25 protein-coding genes are annotated in these 15,964 nt (G+C 59.4%); 3 read left to right on the top strand and 22 right to left on the bottom strand.

Annotated features, from left to right (window positions below):
* The 3 genes from GWQ31_RS17870 to GWQ31_RS17860 form a co-directional block, all read left to right on the top strand.
* Positions 1-1,361 (top strand): terminase family protein (locus GWQ31_RS17870; RefSeq protein ID WP_275909939.1); only part of this gene is annotated, 1,361 nt, incomplete at its 5' end.
* Entirely contained in the window at positions 1,361-2,437 is a 1,077-nt protein-coding gene (locus GWQ31_RS17865) for a phage portal protein (protein WP_275909938.1), read from the top strand. The genes GWQ31_RS17870 and GWQ31_RS17865, both read left to right, overlap by 1 nt.
* Before the next feature lie 792 nt (positions 2,438-3,229).
* Complete coding sequence (locus GWQ31_RS17860; protein WP_139804921.1) at positions 3,230-3,595, top strand: helix-turn-helix transcriptional regulator; 366 nt, start codon at positions 3,230-3,232, stop codon at positions 3,593-3,595.
* Positions 3,596-4,171: 576 nt separating this feature from the next.
* Here the strand turns inward: GWQ31_RS17860 and GWQ31_RS17855 are convergent.
* The 22 genes from GWQ31_RS17855 to GWQ31_RS17750 all read right to left on the bottom strand — a co-directional run bounded on the left by GWQ31_RS17855 (position 4,172) and on the right by GWQ31_RS17750 (position 15,949).
* A complete protein-coding gene (locus GWQ31_RS17855) occupies positions 4,172-4,363 on the bottom strand; it encodes a DUF3283 family protein (protein WP_125598664.1) in 192 nt (63 codons plus the stop codon).
* Positions 4,364-4,454: 91 nt separating this feature from the next.
* On the bottom strand, positions 4,455-4,748 hold the full coding sequence (locus GWQ31_RS17850; RefSeq protein WP_275909937.1) for a hypothetical protein: 294 nt from the start codon (positions 4,746-4,748) through the stop codon (positions 4,455-4,457).
* Between the two features lie 9 nt (positions 4,749-4,757).
* Entirely contained in the window at positions 4,758-5,099 is a 342-nt protein-coding gene (locus GWQ31_RS17845) for a hypothetical protein (protein WP_271774216.1), read from the bottom strand.
* Positions 5,096-5,446, bottom strand: a complete 351-nt coding sequence (locus tag GWQ31_RS17840) for a hypothetical protein (RefSeq protein ID WP_275909936.1) — start codon at positions 5,444-5,446, stop codon at positions 5,096-5,098. Before GWQ31_RS17840 ends, GWQ31_RS17845 begins: the two co-directional genes overlap by 4 nt.
* Positions 5,443-5,772: a hypothetical protein gene (locus GWQ31_RS17835; protein ID WP_275909935.1), complete on the bottom strand. Its 330-nt coding sequence runs from the start codon at positions 5,770-5,772 to the stop codon at positions 5,443-5,445. Before GWQ31_RS17835 ends, GWQ31_RS17840 begins: the two co-directional genes overlap by 4 nt.
* Positions 5,769-6,356: a class I SAM-dependent methyltransferase gene (locus GWQ31_RS17830; protein WP_275909934.1), complete on the bottom strand. Its 588-nt coding sequence runs from the start codon at positions 6,354-6,356 to the stop codon at positions 5,769-5,771. The genes GWQ31_RS17835 and GWQ31_RS17830 overlap by 4 nt, the downstream gene beginning before the upstream one ends.
* Before the next feature lie 10 nt (positions 6,357-6,366).
* The gene (locus GWQ31_RS17825) at positions 6,367-8,754 is read right to left on the bottom strand and encodes a replication endonuclease (protein WP_275909933.1); all 2,388 of its coding nucleotides are present in this window, start codon (positions 8,752-8,754) and stop codon (positions 6,367-6,369) included.
* 10 nt (positions 8,755-8,764) lie between these two features.
* A complete protein-coding gene (locus GWQ31_RS17820) occupies positions 8,765-10,147 on the bottom strand; it encodes a phosphoadenosine phosphosulfate reductase family protein (protein ID WP_275909932.1) in 1,383 nt (460 codons plus the stop codon).
* Positions 10,144-11,817: a DNA cytosine methyltransferase gene (locus GWQ31_RS17815; protein WP_275909931.1), complete on the bottom strand. Its 1,674-nt coding sequence runs from the start codon at positions 11,815-11,817 to the stop codon at positions 10,144-10,146. Before GWQ31_RS17815 ends, GWQ31_RS17820 begins: the two co-directional genes overlap by 4 nt.
* Positions 11,814-12,263, bottom strand: coding sequence for a hypothetical protein (locus GWQ31_RS17810; protein ID WP_275909930.1), 450 nt, complete (start codon positions 12,261-12,263; stop codon positions 11,814-11,816). The genes GWQ31_RS17815 and GWQ31_RS17810 overlap by 4 nt, the downstream gene beginning before the upstream one ends.
* The gene (locus GWQ31_RS17805; RefSeq protein WP_215281134.1) at positions 12,263-12,520 is read right to left on the bottom strand and encodes a hypothetical protein; all 258 of its coding nucleotides are present in this window, start codon (positions 12,518-12,520) and stop codon (positions 12,263-12,265) included. The genes GWQ31_RS17810 and GWQ31_RS17805 overlap by 1 nt, the downstream gene beginning before the upstream one ends.
* Complete coding sequence (locus tag GWQ31_RS17800; protein WP_275909929.1) at positions 12,517-12,738, bottom strand: hypothetical protein; 222 nt, start codon at positions 12,736-12,738, stop codon at positions 12,517-12,519. Before GWQ31_RS17800 ends, GWQ31_RS17805 begins: the two co-directional genes overlap by 4 nt.
* Complete coding sequence (locus GWQ31_RS17795; RefSeq protein ID WP_275909928.1) at positions 12,735-13,058, bottom strand: hypothetical protein; 324 nt, start codon at positions 13,056-13,058, stop codon at positions 12,735-12,737. The genes GWQ31_RS17800 and GWQ31_RS17795 overlap by 4 nt, the downstream gene beginning before the upstream one ends.
* Positions 13,055-13,345, bottom strand: a complete 291-nt coding sequence (locus GWQ31_RS17790; protein WP_275909927.1) for a hypothetical protein — start codon at positions 13,343-13,345, stop codon at positions 13,055-13,057. The genes GWQ31_RS17795 and GWQ31_RS17790 overlap by 4 nt, the downstream gene beginning before the upstream one ends.
* The gene (locus GWQ31_RS17785; RefSeq protein ID WP_275909926.1) at positions 13,342-13,518 is read right to left on the bottom strand and encodes a hypothetical protein; all 177 of its coding nucleotides are present in this window, start codon (positions 13,516-13,518) and stop codon (positions 13,342-13,344) included. The genes GWQ31_RS17790 and GWQ31_RS17785 overlap by 4 nt, the downstream gene beginning before the upstream one ends.
* Positions 13,515-13,892, bottom strand: coding sequence for a hypothetical protein (locus GWQ31_RS17780; RefSeq protein ID WP_275909925.1), 378 nt, complete (start codon positions 13,890-13,892; stop codon positions 13,515-13,517). Before GWQ31_RS17780 ends, GWQ31_RS17785 begins: the two co-directional genes overlap by 4 nt.
* Positions 13,893-13,953: 61 nt before the next feature.
* Positions 13,954-14,184, bottom strand: coding sequence for a hypothetical protein (locus GWQ31_RS17775; protein ID WP_275909924.1), 231 nt, complete (start codon positions 14,182-14,184; stop codon positions 13,954-13,956).
* Positions 14,185-14,194: 10 nt separating this feature from the next.
* Positions 14,195-14,638, bottom strand: coding sequence for a hypothetical protein (locus GWQ31_RS17770; protein WP_275909923.1), 444 nt, complete (start codon positions 14,636-14,638; stop codon positions 14,195-14,197).
* Positions 14,639-14,652: 14 nt separating this feature from the next.
* The gene (locus GWQ31_RS17765) at positions 14,653-14,874 is read right to left on the bottom strand and encodes a hypothetical protein (protein ID WP_024943569.1); all 222 of its coding nucleotides are present in this window, start codon (positions 14,872-14,874) and stop codon (positions 14,653-14,655) included.
* The gene (locus tag GWQ31_RS17760; protein ID WP_024943570.1) at positions 14,871-15,188 is read right to left on the bottom strand and encodes an ogr/Delta-like zinc finger family protein; all 318 of its coding nucleotides are present in this window, start codon (positions 15,186-15,188) and stop codon (positions 14,871-14,873) included. The genes GWQ31_RS17765 and GWQ31_RS17760 overlap by 4 nt, the downstream gene beginning before the upstream one ends.
* An 11-nt stretch (positions 15,189-15,199) precedes the next feature.
* Positions 15,200-15,712 carry a phage regulatory CII family protein gene (locus tag GWQ31_RS17755; protein ID WP_275909922.1) on the bottom strand — a complete coding sequence of 171 codons (513 nt, stop codon included), beginning with the start codon at positions 15,710-15,712 and terminating at the stop codon, positions 15,200-15,202.
* A gap of 27 nt (positions 15,713-15,739) precedes the next feature.
* Entirely contained in the window at positions 15,740-15,949 is a 210-nt protein-coding gene (locus GWQ31_RS17750; protein ID WP_271774233.1) for a Cro/Cl family transcriptional regulator, read from the bottom strand.
* Positions 15,950-15,964 lie beyond the last annotated feature (15 nt).

The following is a 15,964-nucleotide window of genomic DNA, read 5'->3' as shown; positions in this document are numbered from 1 at the left end:
AGCGGTTAATCGAGCGGTTCGAGTCGACCATGTTTGGCTATCAACGCACCTGGTACGAGGCGGGCAAGCTGCACCGGATCCGCGACCTGCTCAAGTCGCGCCAGATTGGGGCCACTTACTTCTTTGCCTTCGAGGCGTTCATTGATGCCCTGGTGACTGGGCGTAATCAGATTTTCTTGTCTGCCAGCAAGGCGCAGGCCCATGTGTTCAAGCAGTACATCATCCAGTTTGCCAAGGAGGAGGGGGTTGAGCTGAAAGGCGACCCCATGGTGTTGCCGAACGGGGCGCACATGTATTTTCTTGGTACCAACGCCCGCACCGCCCAGAGCTATCACGGCAACATCTACATGGATGAGTATTTCTGGATCCATGGCTTTCTTGAGTTCCGCAAGGTGGCCTCTGGTATGGCGATGCACAAGAAGTGGCGCCAGACCTACATTTCCACCCCTTCCAGCCTATCCCATCCTGCCTATGCGTTCTGGTCTGGTGCCAACTTCAACCGGGGCAAGGCCAAAGCCGACCGGGTTGAAATTGACCTGAGCCACACCAATCTGGCCGGCGGCAAGCTGTGCGCCGATCGCCAGTGGCGGCAGATTGTCACGGTCGAGGATGCGGTGCGCGGGGGCTGCGACCTGTTCGACCTGGACGAACTGCGCGGAGAGTATTCAGAGGATGAATATCGCAACCTGCTGATGTGCGAATTTATGGACGACACGGCCAGCGTGTTCCCGCTCGCCAGCCTGCAGCGCTGCATGGTTGACAGCTGGGAGCTGTGGGAAGACTACAAGCCGTTTGCGTTGCGCCCGCTCGGCAGTCGGCCAGTGTGGATCGGCTATGACCCAGCCAAGGGCGGCAAGGGTGATAGCGCTGGCTGCGCCGTTCTGGCCCCGCCGGCGGTACCCGGTGGCAAGTTCCGGGTGCTTGAGCGCCACCGTTGGAGCGGGATGGACTTTGCCGCCCAGGCAGAGGCCATCCGCCAGATGACTATCCGTTACAACGCGGCCTATATCGGCATCGACTCGACGGGGATCGGGGAGGGGGTATTGCAGCTGGTACGCCAGTTCTATCCCGCCGTGACCGAGATTCAGTACAACCCGAGCATCAAGATCCGCATGGTGATGAAGGCAATGGATGTGATCGACAAGGGGCGGCTTGAGTTCGACAGCGGTTGGAATGATTTGGCCGCCGCCTTTATGAGCATCCGCCGGGGGGTGACCGCCGGCAAGATGCCGACCTTTGAGGCCAGCCGGTCAGAAGAGACCAGTCACGCCGATATTGCCTGGGCAACCATGCAGGCCCTGTTACATGAGCCGCTGGCAGGCGCCAACGGTACCAATACCGGTTCTATGGAGTTTTTCTAATGAGCAAACGTCGCAATCGTCGCCCCTCTTCAACCCCTACGCTGCCGGTGACGGCGACCCAGCCATCCGGAGGCGAGGCCATCGAGGCGTTCAGCTTCGGTGAGCCGGTGCCGGTCTTATCGCAGCGGGAGGTGTTCGACTACCTGGAAGCGATGCACAACGGCCGCTGGTATGAGCCGCCGCTCTCCCTCAATGGGCTGTCGCGGGTCTATCGGGCCGGTGTGCATCATGCCTCTGCCATTCAGGTTAAGCGGAACATCTTGCGCTCGTGCTTCATCCCTCATCCGAAACTGAGTCTGGCGGGCTTCACCGGGTTGGCGCTGGACTATCTGATTTTTGGCAACGGCTACCTGCAGGCGGTGCAGAACCGGATCGGTGGGGTGCTGCGCTATGACCATCTGCGTGCCAAGTACACCCGGCGCGGGCTGGATATGGCCACCTATTGGTGGATTGCCCAGCCAGGGCAGGAGCAGGAGCTGCCCGCCGGGCGGGTGGGCCATGTGATGGAGAGCGATATCAACCAGGAGATCTACGGCATCCCTGACTATGTGGGCGGATTGAATTCGACCTTGCTGAACGAGTCGGCCACCCTGTTTCGTCGCCGGTACTATGAGAACGGCAGCCATGCCGGTTTCATCATGCACATCACTGACGCGGTGCAGAACGAGGGAGACATCGCCAAGCTCAAGGAGGCGCTGCGCCAGAGCAAGGGGCCCGGCAACTTCCGTAACCTACTGCTCTATACCCCCGGTGGGAAGAAAGACGGGGTGCAGCTGATCCCGGTGGCCGAGGTGGCGGCCAAGGATGATTTCCTTTCCATCAAGAACGTGAGCCGCGATGACCAGCTGGCTACCCACCGGGTACCGCCCCAGCTGATGGGGGTGATGCCGAACAGCACAGGCGGGTTTGGCAATGTGACTGAGGCCGCCCAGGTGTTCGACGTCAACGAGATCGACAGCATCAAGGCCAGCCTGCTGGCGATGAACGACTGGGCAGGGGAGGAGATCATCAGGTTCAATCCGTACAAGCTTGCCGCCGGTACCGAACCGGCCAGCCAGGGCGATCAGCTGCGCTGACCTGGCCGGCGCATCCCGACCACCCCGCCACCTGGCGGGGTTTTCTTTTGCCCTTTACCTGAGCGCATCAGCGGCCCGCTGCTGCATCACTGATGCGGGTCACCCTCGCACCCTCGCGGATCCTTAGGCGAGCACCCGGAGCGACTGGCGCAGCCTGCCGCCCCCTGCCAGCACCGCTGGCGCGCAATCGGGACCCCGCCTCGCCTGCGCGCTTCATGTGTGGGAAATCATGCGGGTGAAAGACTGTGGCCGGGTGGCTGCTCCCCGCGCCAGCACTGGGCGCGCGCGACCCACCAGATCCTTTTTGCGATCCTTCACTTTCCGTCAGATCCTTTCAGTTTCGGCCCACGTAAAAAGCAACGGGAGCCAGTGGCCCCCGTTGTTCAAGTTATGCACAGGATCAGTTGGTAACTGTGTGTGCAAGATGTGGTTTCGTCTGCTCCGTGTATGCCTTGGTCCCTGCCCATGTCAGGGTCTTGATGATGGACTCAAGGCGGCCATGGTGGTCAGGGGATATGGACTCAGTAATCATCCCAGACACGAAATGTATGTCTTCAAGAACGACATCAACTTCTGGTACTTGCATGGTTTTGGCTCCCTGTTGATTTTACCCTGTGGCTTATCGTTGCTCACTGGTTTGGCCAGTCCATTTTATTCAGGACTTCGTTGCATATCTCAGCGATCACCGACTAGCTTTTGCATAAATGAGTGTTTTTTACTGTCACTTCTGACAGGTGTAGTTCATATAAAAACCAGAGCGCGGGCGGTCCAGTACGTTGGAGACAGCCCAGGATGAAGCGAAAAAGACCGTTACCAGTGATCGCTCGGCAGTACCTCCTTGATTCCAAGGCCAGACTGCGGACGCTGCTCGACAACTCCCACCTCTCATACTCAGATGCGGCCCGTTTGATTGGGGTCAATCCCAGCACGGTGTCGCGCTGGGTTGATGATGAGCATGGCGGATTCATCAACCTGGAAGACGCCGTTCTGCTGTGCCTGCACCTTGGGATCAGTGTTCAGCAGATGCTGCCAGCACCGGCTTGGCTTTCGCTGTCGGAATCCAGGCATGACCAGCGGGCGATATTTCTCAGCATGAGCGATGCTGAAATTGATTGGCTGCTGTCGGTGTGGTCTGGGGCGGTCAAAGTCTATCGCTGACACACTTATATTTTTAACAGACAAAATAAGGCCCTCCCGCATGACCGGATTTTTGTTTTCACTTTCAACTTTTGCCGCATCATAGACAGGTTGATTATTGCAAGTCAAACATCTTTCTCACCAATAACACTTACCTGTTATTTTTTATTAAGCTATACGAAAAAATCAGCTCGCGCTACTAGACAAATATGTCTAGGTTACACGCCAATTTAAATGAAATAAGCTAGTGAATTGATCGCTAGACGCTAGTGGATTGAGCAAAGCCCTTTCTGTAGCTGGTGTTGGTCGATGTTTGAGCGCCAATCTTTAAACGCCATTTAAACCCCCTTTAAACATCCTTTACAGATTTAAAGGCTTGGTGCGCTAGCATGTTTCATCATGACTTTTTTGATGATGGTGCAGTTATTTTAAAAGTGGTGCAGTTGTTTAATGATTGGGCCGGTTATTTAAAGGTCGGCATGGTTATTTAAAAGTGTGGGCGGGTTTGTCATTCGGCTTTTCAAATATTAAAAGCATATTCGAATAATATTAAAAAGCCCCTGCATGAGGGGCTTTAAACTGATTGGCAATCGGTGGTTATGGCTTTGTCCGGTACTTAGCCAGGGCTTTGGTGAACACCTCAAGCTGATGGCCAGAGAAAGCTGAACTGTCCAGCTCTGCCGTGGCCAGCTTGCCGTTGCGTTCCTTCCACACTGCATAGGCTGCGGCTTTGTCGACTTCGATCAGGGCCTTTTCTTCTGGCGGCAGGTCACACAGGTTAAAACTCATTGGGTACCTCGCTTGGTTGTGCCGACATGGTAATCGCTGCGATGTGTCCGGTCACGTTTTGGGTTTTGTGACCGGACACAACGAGCGATTTTTAAGGTAATGGCACCAGCTGACAGGTTTCTCGGTGTAACCACTGCGTTCTGCCGGTGCGGAGTTTTCGGATCAGCAACCATTCGGGTGCTTTCAGGTGTTCCGGCAGGGGCTCGACTTCCTTTTTATACCCGTCAAAAGCGATGACTTTCTCCGGCTTTTTCAGCACCTCGGCCACGAATTCGACCTGTTCGAAGTGGACTAGGCTTCCGTCGATGTCTTCGACCGACTCGGCGGGACGGATCACCCGGTAGCGCCCGCCGACGGCTGGCTCAACTTGTTGCATCTGTTGCATGTTGCCTCCTTACAGGGCGATCGTCTTGTCGCCCTGGGTGTGCCAGCACTCGGACTGCCCTTTGAATGCACCGCCGCATCCAGCAGGCAGAGCACATTCACAGTTTGGGCAGGTCTGCGCGGCCAGCTCTGCTTGTTGCTTCTGCCAGCGTTCCCAGTCGCGGCGCAGCAGGGTACTGATGTACTCGTCGGCGCTGTAGGGTTCACCGGATCCGGCGCGAGCACTGCGCAGGGTTTCCAGTTGTTCGCGTTCTCGGATGGAGAGCCGCACCTCAACCCGCTGGATACCGAGCGCAGCGTCTCTTGATCGCTGCGCCTGCTTTCTGGTTTTCGAGTCCTTTGGTTTGCTCATCTTGTGATCCCTCTGGCAAACGCACCTTGCCGCGCCCGGGTGTCCTTCCATACCTGCTTGGCGGTGGGGCCGGTTGGCAGCACCCGCTTGGCCTTCACCGGCGGGGTCAGGGTGTCGACCTCGCCCAGGTAGAAGGGGAACCAGGCATCCTTGAAGCTGATTACCCGTTCCATCCGGTCGAGCAACAGATCGCAGATGTGGCGATCGGCGGCCGGCAGGCCATTGAGTTCGTGGGTGACGGCCGTGCGACCCGCCGATCCCGGCGGGTGCTGCTGGATGATGGGCCAGAGCCGCAGGCAATGCGGCTGCAAGCGATCGACGTCGGCGCGAGTGATGGAGTCAGTCATGCGCTGTGGCCCTCCACTTTTTTGGCTATCTCAAACTCTCGAAAATTCTCGTTGCCGGTCTCGTTGTGAGCCAAGTTGCCGACGCGGTTGGTGTGAAACATACCCATTGGCAGGAACGTTCTGGGGAAGCGACCATGCCACTTTCCGTATTCAGTTGGCTTGCCAGATGCGAAGTTGGTCGGGCCGCATGCGCTACACAGCCTCAATCCTTTTCGTTCTGGTGCATACGACCAGTCATAAAAACGCTCCATTCCATTGACGAATCCCTGGCTGGATAGCGCGGTGTTCTCGCAGCAACCGCAGTGCTCACATTGAAATAGGCTCATGCCTCGCCCCCTACCACTTCTTCCAACCCTGGTTTCATGAATACCAGCCAATGAGTCATGCCGGATCGCCCAGATACCTGGCCGAACAGCGGTTTATGCGGAGTCAGCGCCAGCACCTCGCTGACCTTTACTTGCACCTCGTTCCACTTGAACACCAGGACGCCCTCGGGCTCCAGCACCCGGAAGCACTCGGCAAAGCCAGCGCGAAGGTCTGAGCGCCAATCGCCAGACAGCTTGCCGTACTTGGCAGCCAGCCAGCTTTTGGGGCCAGCACGTTCAAGGTGCGGCGGATCGAAGGCGACCAGCTTGAATGCACCATCAGCAAACGGCATGTTGCGGAAATCCATCAGGCAATCAGGCTCGATGCGCAGGGTGCGGGTGCCGTCCTCCCGGTGCGTTCTGTCCGTGACAGTCAACGTCTCGTGGCGCTTGTCGGCAAAGATGGCGAGCGAATTCTGTTTATCGAACCACATCATCCGGCTACCACAGCAGGCGTCCAGCACCGGCTTGCCAGCCGTTTTCACGGCGGTGGCCACCGACTGCTCTTCAATCTCATGGGAGGGCAATTTCAAAGCTCCGGTCATCGTGATTTCCTCAGTTAATGCCAAGGCGCGCCCGCGCCTTGGCAATCTCCGCCTGATGGCGTTCGTTGTCGGCTTGCATGCTCGCGACGCGGGCTTGCTCCTGTTCGGTGGGCTGGTAGCGGCCCCGGTCTTCTTCGTCATCCAGCAGGCGGGTGAAGATGGCGATCGCCTCTTCGGCCTGCGCCAGCGGCATGGCGGCCAGCCAGTCGGTGACGCTGCCGCTGGTGTGGATCAGCTCTCGAGCCTGCTCTTTCAGCTCGGCGCTGCTGGCGGCGCGGCGGTTGGCCAGTTCTGCCTCGACCTCGGCGGTCAGCTGATTGGCGACCGCATCGCCAGCACCAGGCCAGTGACGGGTCACAATCAGCCGATCGCTGACCAGGCGCACGTACTGGCCGCCGGCATTGATGATGCTGCCGTGTTGCAGCAGGGCGGCGTTGCTCGCATCAAGACCCATACGGATCAACTCTTTAGCCAGAGTGGATCCTTTACCCCCTGATTTGGATCCTTCCGTACAGTTATTGAAAGAACTCCAAGGGGCGCAGCTGCCGCTGCTCAAAGGCAACTCGCTGCGCTCGCCCACTGCATGCTCGCGCTGCTCGCCCAAACCCTGCACCGCTGCCCCCTTGCGCACTATCTGCCAGCCTTCTGTGCGGGTGGTGGCGGTGGTCTGCCCCACGTCAGAGATCACCCCCAGCAGCTTGATCACGTCCTCGCCGTATTTGTTGGCGGCTTCGTCCATGCGCTTGGAGAGGCGGATCAGGTGCTCTTTGCGAGGGGCATCTATGCCGCCCATGGCGTTGATGAAGTCGCCCCAGCGGGCGTTTCTGGCCGCGTGGCGGGCTAGTTCCAGCACACAGTCCCATTCGATCACGTCGTCACCCAGGCGGCGCAGTTCGCGCCACACACTCACGGCAGGGCCGCCGATCTGCTGAAACTGGCGGATGCGCCAGCAGCTGGCCCAAGCGGCCACGGCGATGGTGGTGTGGTCAACGGGGGCCTCGGCCTCGTAATCCATCCCCACGGCATGGCCGTCGATGTTCTTGGCGATATATTTGGCGATGTAGCCGGTGGCGCTACCCTTGGTCGGGTCGATCTCTTTCCAGTTCACCCTGGGGTTGATGGCCTTGATGGTCTCCTTGTCAGTGATGTCGAGCAGGCTCTTGATGTGCGGCAACTTGTTACGGATGCGCGACTGGGCCAACGCGTTCAGCTCGGCACCGTTGGGCATTTTCAGCTCGTCCCGTTCGGCCGCGGTGAAGTGGAAGGCCAGCAGGGTCAGAAAGACGTGCTGATGTTCCGGGTTGATGAACAGCAGGCAGTGCCAGTGCGGGGTGGCGTCGTGATGCGGCTCCACAACCCGAAAGCCAAAGGCCCCGACCTTTTCCCGCGCCAGCGCGGCACGAAAGCGGGCCCACTGTTTGCACAGCAGGCGGTTGGTTTCGGTCGGGGTCGCGTTGTTGAAGTCTTCGTTCTGGTAGGTCTTGGCCTTGTCTTGTTTGCCCACCCGCCAAGCGTGATAGCTGGATGGGGCGGTCAAGGTCAGGAACAGGCCCAGCTTGCCCTGTTCCTGTGCCATGTCTTCAAAGCCGCGCATGCGCACCATCAGCTCATGACGGCGGATCTCGGGGTTGGCCACGGATGCCATGATGGCGTCAGTCAGATCGATCTCTTGCCCCAACTCCTCATTGACGGCGCTCATGCTCTCCATCCATGCCCGCTGGGCCGCTTTGCGCTGGGTGAACTCGCGCACTGCGTGGGCGCTGGCGTAGGGGCTGACCCCCTTGCGCACCTGCCCGGTGAGGATGGCGATCAGCTCGCAATAGATGGCCCAGGCGCGATTAATCTTGCGCAGCCACCAGGACTCATCGAGCAAGCGAACCAGCAGGCTGGCGGCATCGCCCTCGAACTTGTCCACGGCAGGGGCCAGATTGTCCCGCTCTGCGTCGGTCAGTGGTCTTTCCAGCAGGCGTTCGGCGCGGGTGCGGGGGTGAACCGGCAAGGTGGGGCAGAAGTGCCACGCCTGTGCCTGAGAGCCAAGGTCAGCCAGCAGTTCGGTGGCGGTGCGCTCGTTGGCGCCGGTGTTCAGCAGTTGCTGGCAGCGGCGGGCCCACTCGGCGGCGACCAGCTCGCGGCGCATGTCGTTGCGCAGGTCGACCACCGGGATCGGGAAGCGGGCCGCCGCAGCTTCGCACACGTCAACGATGCGGCGCAGCCAGACATTGGCGGTTTTCGGGTTGGCCGGGTAGCGGTGCAGGTAAGTCTTGGCCAGCGGCTTGGCAACGTGCCACTCGACGCGGGCTAGTTGCTCGGCAGCGCCTGCCATATTGATGGCATGGTGGCTGACCAGGTAGTGCTGGGGTAGCTGGATACCCTGCAGGTTGTTGATGGGTTCGTTCATGCTCATCACCTCAACCACACAGGCCGTATTTGGAACTGCATACTTCAACGTCGATCGCCTTGGTGACCAGGTCGTAGGTTTTGCCACCTCTGCCGGTACGTGACCATTCGACAGCGTCATAGATGGACCCACCAATGACGTTGCCGCGCGGGCCGAGCATGCAGGTTCCCTTGTATGCCTCGACATCCACCACGAAAGAGCGGTGCGGCAACCTTCCATTGATACTCAGCTTGAAGGGGGTTTTCCTGATTACCTTGCTGATGACCCCTTTTTTGTCATCCTTATCTGACCATGAAAGCCCAGCCTTCTTGCGGCGGACAGCCATTTGGCTTCCAACCTCAAACTGAGGAACGTCAAGCTGGGTAATGATCGGCTTGAACCTTCTACGGTTGATGTGGCCAATGACCATCCAGTGAATCCAGCGAGACACCATGGCAACCTGCTGCTCCCACCTTGCAACCCGTTCGATCTCTTCAGGCCAGCGAACCGCCACTTGAGCCAATTCGTCCTTTTCCACCAATATGCATGGCATGCAACCGACCCGGCCCATCCCCTGCGAGTAGAGTGGGTTTGGCTTGATTCCAAAGTAGCGATATAGGGCGAATACATCTGCCGCAGACCACTGATGGATCGGCAGGAAGTTAAACAGATGGCCTGATTCGTCGCGGGCGTCTTCAGAAAAGCGCTCATAGCCAGCGCGCTTATCTGACTCTTCGGCCCTAACGCCTGACCATTGGACAACATCGCGATCAGCATCAAGGAGTGGGGTTAGCACTTTATCGAAAACAACCTGCAGCTTTAGCTCGTCAGTGCAAAAGCGCTGACGGCCAAGCGGGAAACCACCGTGGATCAGCGCCATATCCAGAAACGGATTGCCGGAACGGTGGAGTGCAGATAGAGCTGCATCAAGCGGGGTGTCGAACTCCCCCCAGCAGAGAGCTTTGGCGCGGTTGCGCCACAGCTCTGCAAACTCAGTGTCTGCTCGGCCGAGAGATGGCATGACGATGCCGCGGTAAGCGCCAGCCATTACGCGCTGCTTACCCATCCACGCCTTGGATATGGTCTCTCGTCTTGTTTGAAACATCTCTTCCGGGTAGTCGGCAGAGACGATTTCGACAGGCGCACCGCCGCGCTGCAGGTGCAGGGTTTTCAGGTGTTCAATGGTGGTGGGGTGCTCATTGCCGGTATCTGCCGCCACAGAGCGATAGTTGGCGCCGAAGATGGCGCGGGCCAGCAGTTCGGTGGCACCGCTATCCTTGCCGCCGGAGTTGTTGACGATGACCTGATGGTCGGTGATACCGAACTCATCGCAATACTCGCGATAAGCCTTTTCAACTTCGGCGATCTTGGTGCTGATGTCAGTGATGTGTAGTGCTGGGCTAAGTGAATTCATGCTGCTACCTCCTGCGCATCGGCGCACATCTCTGGCAGGTTGGCGCGCACCAGGGCGGCAGCCAGTGGCGGGCATACGGCATTGCCGCAGCGGGCTACCTGCGCTGTTTTGGTGAACTTATTGCCGTTGGCATCGTGGGCGATCACGTAGTCGGCCGGGAAACCCTGAGCTGCGAACAGCTCATGAGGCTCGAGCATCCGCATGCCGATATCGACGATCTGATAATCCTCGCCGCGCACGGTCACCAGACCGAAGCGGTCCCGGGTGGTCACTGTATGCAGGGGTTCGGAGCAGGGGATGGTGGAGTCGTTGCCGTAATATTTGAGCAGGAAGGCCCGCACCTCGCCGATATGCAGCCCGCCAGCGGTGACGGTCGGCATGGGCTCGGTCACCGGCTGGCCGTGCTGGCAAGTGCCGCGCAGCTTCACCAAGTGGCTGGTGACCAGCGCGTTGTGATCAACGGTGGTCACGGTTGGCAGCGGCTTGGTCAGCTCTGCGCCAACAACGCCGGTGTAATGCTTGGCCAGAAAGGCGGTTACCAGCTGGCTCTTGTCAGCCTTGGCCATGACTGTGCCCAGTGGCTCATCAACGGATTGGCCAACAGAGCGGCCAAACTGACGGGCGATGACCGGCGATACCAGCGCGAAGTGGCCACCCTTTACCTGGGCACAGATGGTGCGCAGGGGTTCATCGGCTGGCATGTTGCGCTGATGGCTGGCGTTGGCATGCTCAGTGATGAAGGGGGCAAATGTTGGCTGAACAACGGCAAAGCCAGGAGATTGGGTGATGGTCTGTAGAGGCTCATTGATCCCCTGACCTCTGAAACAGTCATACGCAGTACGGGTGCTGGTGTGGTTGCACTTCACTATGAACGGCTCGGCGGCATTGATGACAAACCGATCCAGCCCCTTGGCAATCCGGCGCAGTGTGTTCTCTGCCAACGGGCGTTTGCGCTCAAAAATTGAGGGGCACGGGATCGACCAGTCGATGATGTCTGCGGCCGTATGCCATGGCAGCAGCTTGCCGGCCTTCACCTCGGCACTGTCTGGCGCGCCATGGGTTGGCTTGGGCCATACGATGGCGGCGCCATCCCGGCGGGCAATCAGGAACAGGCGCTTGCGGATAGTGGGGGTGCCATAGTCACAGGCGCGCAGCTCGCGCCACTCCACCTTGTATCCCTGGCGGCGCAGCGCATTGATGAAACTGTTGAAGGTGCGGCCCTTCTTGGCGGGGTCTGGGCGGGCGTTACCTTCTGAGTCAATCAGCAACGGTCCCCAGGTCTGAAACTCTTCGACGTTTTCCAGCATGATCACCCGGGGGCGAACCTGGGCAGCCCAGCGCAGGGCAACCCATGCCAAGCCCCGGATCTTCTTGCTGACCGGGGTTGAGCCCTTGGCCTTGGAGAAGTGCTTGCAGTCAGGCGACAGCCAGACCAGCCCGACAGGTCGACCAGCTACCACGTCACGCGGCACGATGTCCCACACCGATTCGCAATAGTGCTCCGTGCTGGGGTGGTTGACGGTGTGCATGGCGATCGCATCAGGGTCGTGGTTGATGGCGATTTCAGGGCTACGGCCCAGCGCCATTTCGATCCCGGTAGAGGCACCGCCGCCACCGGCAAAGTTGTCGACCACGATCTCGCTTAACAAGTTGAAGTTATGCTTTTTCATTTACACACCCCGCATTTTTCAGCTGTGTATTCGTTCGGTTGCAGGTAGCGGCCGCATTGGGTGCAGGTCGGTACCATGTCGAGGGTGGCCAGCCGATCAGACCAGCAGGTGGTTTCGCAGAAAAACAGGCTGGTCATGCGGTTGCCGGACAGTATGACCGGGCGCACATGGCTGAAATCGCCGCAGCAGCTGCAGAGCATCGAGGGGCGGGCAGCAGGGGCGGCCTTTACTACGGTTTCACTGGCGGCGCGGGCCAGCGGCCAGCAATGTTCGACGCAGTAGGGGTAAGAGCTGCGACCGTGGCGGCCAGCTACCGGCATGCACACGGCGGTCTGCTTGCACTTGGTGCAGGGCTCCAGGGTGACCATTTGTACGGCGGAAAGGCTGTTTGCAGGGCGCACGACGCCCAAAGCCGGGGCAAGCCCGGCTGGTTTTTGGTGAGTCATTAGATGGCGCCCTCTTCTGGTTGAGGGGCTGCGGCGATCATGGAGCGGTAGCAACCAGCGAATGTCGGGCCAATGTCATCAAGCTGCATGCGCTGGTCGTAAATCGCGCCAGCATCACACATTTCTATAGTTGGCTCGGAAGGAACCAGTTTCCAGCCTTCCGGCACTACACAAGAAACCGGCACATCAATTTTAACAGTCTCCGCATACATCAGCCGGACGCGCATTTCCGGTGTGAGCTCGATGGTCAGCTTCATGCCGCACCTCCGGTATAGAGGGACTTGATTTGGCGTGAAGCCACGCGGGCGGCAGTGCGGGCTTGGCGGCACAAGGTCAGATGGGTTCTGGCCGGAGTGCGCTGGCCATGGGGGCCGTCTTTGCGCAGGTCCAGCAGGTCGAGCTGCAGGCCGTGCAGGCTGGCCTCTGCGGACAGCATTTTGGTGACCCACTGGTCAATGATTTGTTGGTGGCTCATTTGATGGTCTCCCCCAGTCCGTGGAGTGGTTCGCAGTCGGCCCACCACTCGGCGATCTCTTTAGCCAGTGCCAGTTCGGCGCTGCCGACGGCAAGCCAGTACACGGCGCGAATGGCGCCCAGCGCCAACAGTTCCCTGGTCACTTGACGGTTGCGCAAGGAATCGCTGTCGACTAATGCGCAGGTGAATTCAGCCTGTGCGGTTTGCCAGTGCTTGGTCAGTGGGCTGACCGGCGCCGGTGGCTGCATATGGGCGGGACCCGCCTCTGTGGTGCCCAGAGCATCTTGCGGGGCTTCAAGCTCAAACAGGTTGTCAGTCACAGGGCACCTCCGTTGCAACGGCAGATGCCGAACATTTCATAGGTCAGTGGACCAGGGGCGCCCTGCATGGTGATGCCGGTGCGATTGACTTGGACCCTGTCACCACCCAGAACCCGGATTGTCACAGTGGCGACACCTTCCTCGACGATGACCCCATCGACCGCTTTGAGCTGGGTGGTTCTGGCGCGCTGGATCACCCGCTTGAAGGTCACCTTGTCCCCGCAGCGAAAGGCGGCGGGGTCTGGCAGGCGGTAGCGTCCGCACTGTTCACATTTCATGTTGCTCATGCTGCTACTCCTTCCAGTACACAGGCGCGGCCAGAGGCCAGGGGTTCGATACGGGCGGCGTGGCGCTGGCCTCTGAGCCAGTGGCCGCGCACCTTGATGTAGCCGTGGCGCACCAGGTAGGCGACTGCATCGGCAGGGGATTGGGCGGTGTGCTTGCTGGTGATGGCGATCATTGGGCACCGCCTTTTTCTTCTTCGTAGCCAGACAGGATGCACATCACGTCCAGCAGGGCCTCGGCTTCTGCCTGGTTACTGATGGTCCCTTTCAGCTCATGGGCAAAGGGCGGCTGGAATACAGCGGTGCTATCTGGGCCGCTGGCCATATCAACGCCGATGATGTGGGGCCGCTGGCCACCGCGCAGGATCTCGAGGCGCTTGGTCAGCTCGGCGTAGATGTCGAGCAGGCCCAGCTCGTCGGCCAGTTCGGCCAGGGCTTCAAGGCTGGATTCGACCGCCACGCTGTGGCATGCCCCCAGCTGGGGGCGGTGGGTATTTATCAAGGAGTTGGCGACTTTGCGGATCGCCTGTTCTGCTGTACTATTGTTCATGAGTTAACCCTCAGTTTTGTTTGTGAAACCCCGCGGTGTTCCACCACCTTTGCGGGGTTTTTTATTGCAGCTCTTTTGCGTCTCTCATCCCTTCATACCGCTCAATGGCCGCCAGTACCTTGGGGATGTAGAGGCCGAAGTCGATCTCAAAGCCTGCCGCACTGGCCTGTTTGTTTGCCTCTGCCGCCAGCTCTTTTGCTCGCACTTCCCGCTGACTACTCGGCGTACTGATAAGGGTTTTCTCGAAACGGCTGGCGATATCGCCAATGGTTGGTTGCTGGTTACCGTGCATGTCTGTCTCCTTATTGGCCGTTTCCGGCCACCTTCTTCATTACCGCTCTGCGGCTTTCCAAAATGCTGGCCTTCTCGTTGAGCTCGGCCCGGCGCTTGTCTTCGTGCTCTGCCTGTTCCAGCTCGCTACGGCTTGGCCCTTCAATGCGGCGGGTGGTGCGGTGCCATTCGCGGCGGTGCAGCACTGACCCGTCGAATTCCCGCAGGGTGGCCAGCAGGTCGCCCAGGGCGAGGCGGATCGCCTCTTGTTGTTCAAAGTCGAGCTGGTCCAGCTCCTGCCCGGCGGCGGTGGTTGATATACCGGCCGCATAGCAAATGACCGAACGGGCTCTGGTTGGCAGGCGTGACCAGCGGCTGGCCGCCCCATTGCGGCCGAACTGGGCGCGCATATCTGCCAGTGCCTTTTCGCGGGCGCTGGGTTGCTGAACGAGCTCGATTACCTGTGCTGTGTTCATGGGGTGGCCCTCTCTTATGCCTGCAGCAGCTTGGTCAGCCAGTGCGGGCGGGGTTGTTGGCGAGGCGTAAAGCGCAGGGCGCCACGGCGGCCCTGGCAATCTTCCAAATAACTGCCATCGAATCGGGTGGTGTTGCGCATCACAGGCTCGTCGCAATCGCTCACGACAGTGGCGCGGGTGAACAACAGGAACGGCAGCGGGATCAGCCCCGGCTGCTCGGCGCGAAGTTTGTTCATGCTTTCTCCTTGGTCTTGTTGCGTTCTTCCTCTACCGCTTTGAAGGGGTGGATGGTTGAACGGAACGGGGCTACATCCTTGAAGTTCACCCCCGGTTCCCAGTGGCGACCGACGCCATTGAGCTTTGGCAGGTTGATGGCTGGGTTGGGGGTAGCGCTGGCAACGTAGTACCCCGTCACCTCTACGCCGACCTGAAATACAAACCCGCAATCATCGTTGTTGCAGCGGCAGCGCAGGATCCCAGTGAGGGGGCTCATGCGGTTGGTGCTGCGAATCGCACTTCGTGAACCACAATGTGGGCACGGAAATCTCATGGTTTAGTCTCCTATGCGCCCAGGGCTGCGCGGGCCATGTCGGCAGCACACGCAAGACTAGGGACGGCGTGAAAGCGGTCTTCGATCTCGGTTGCCAGCAGCACAAGGTGCTCGATACCAGCCCACAAGCCGCCGACGACGGTGTTTCTGTGGGATTTGGTGACGCGGTCACCGGCGAGGATGGTGGTCGCCTGGGCTGTGACGCCCATGATCTGGGCGCTGGCGTTGAGCGCCTGCTGGGCGCGAGCCTCTGGGGCGGCGGTAGCAGCGGCGGGCAGGCGAACGGCAGTCAGGCCGCAATCAAACAGCAGGCCATCAAACAGGGTGTCGTCACCGGTGGCGTGGTAGAGGGCCACCAAATCACGCACGGTCAGCTGATGCGGTTGGTCTGGATTCAGCTTGTTGCGCAGCATCTGGTCACCGATGCCCGCTTCTCTTGCGACATCCGCGATGGAGTAACGCGCTGCAAAAAGTGCGCATGCGGCGTTAAGGTGTGGCTGTTTGGTTGCGGTCTGTTCAAACATGGTCGAACCCCTTTGAATAAACGAGACTCAACGAGAGACAAGTGCTGCTTGATGGCATTCCATCCGCAGCGCTTCGAGGTTGATGAGCACTTTTTGCCGCAGACCGGTTTTCGGCAGGATAGGCAGGCGCCCTGCCTCGATCATCGATTGGACATAGTCCTCGGTGAAACCGGTCATCTCGGCGAACTTCTCCTTGGAGCAGACCGGAAAGGTGAATGCTGGTTGCATTTGTGTCATGATGACGCCTCATCG

The sequence above is a fragment of the Aeromonas sp. 2MA4 genome (genome assembly GCF_029237305.1).
GTDB classification, from domain to species: Bacteria; Pseudomonadota; Gammaproteobacteria; order Enterobacterales; family Aeromonadaceae; genus Aeromonas; species Aeromonas salmonicida.
This window is presented reverse-complemented; position numbering and strand designations above follow the sequence as displayed.